Source organism: Streptomyces sp. SM1 (assembly GCF_002910825.1).
Classification (GTDB): Bacteria; Actinomycetota; Actinomycetes; order Streptomycetales; family Streptomycetaceae; genus Streptomyces; species Streptomyces okerensis.
In genome coordinates this window covers 1-442 of record NZ_NEUB01000520.1, presented here as the reverse complement: position 1 = coordinate 442, position 442 = coordinate 1, and the positions used below count along the sequence as shown (strand labels likewise).

1 pseudogene is annotated in these 442 nt (G+C 77.1%); it reads right to left on the bottom strand.

Annotation, left to right across the window (positions count from 1 at the left end):
- Positions 1 to 442: pseudogene (locus B9S61_RS12765) on the bottom strand (hypothetical protein); the annotation flags it as partial.

Below are 442 nucleotides of genomic sequence, written 5' to 3'. Positions count from 1 at the left end.
AGGCCCTGCACGAAGCGCCGGGCGGCGGCTATGTCCGGGTGGGCGGAGGGGCCCGTACCGGCGACGACCGGAGCGAGGACCGCGCGCAGTTCGCCCACGCGCATCCACCACAGGAACGGGGAGCCGATCACCAGCACCGGCGCGGCCGGCGCCCCGCGCGGAGGCCGCCCCGCGCCCGCTATGTCGCCGTGCTCCTCGGCCGGCGGAGGGCCGTGGGCCGGATGGGTGCGGTCCTCCAGCCAGCTGTCGCAGTCCGGGGTGAGCGCTATCGCGGACGGAGCCGGGACGTCGAGGCGGTCGGCCAGGTCACGCACCATCCGGTACAGGTCGGGGGCCGCCTCCTCGGCGATCGGCACCGTGGGACTCATGGCGGGGCGGGCCCGGGCGACGACCAGGGCGACCCCCGCGGCGAGAAGCAGGACGAGCACCGCGACGGGCGTCA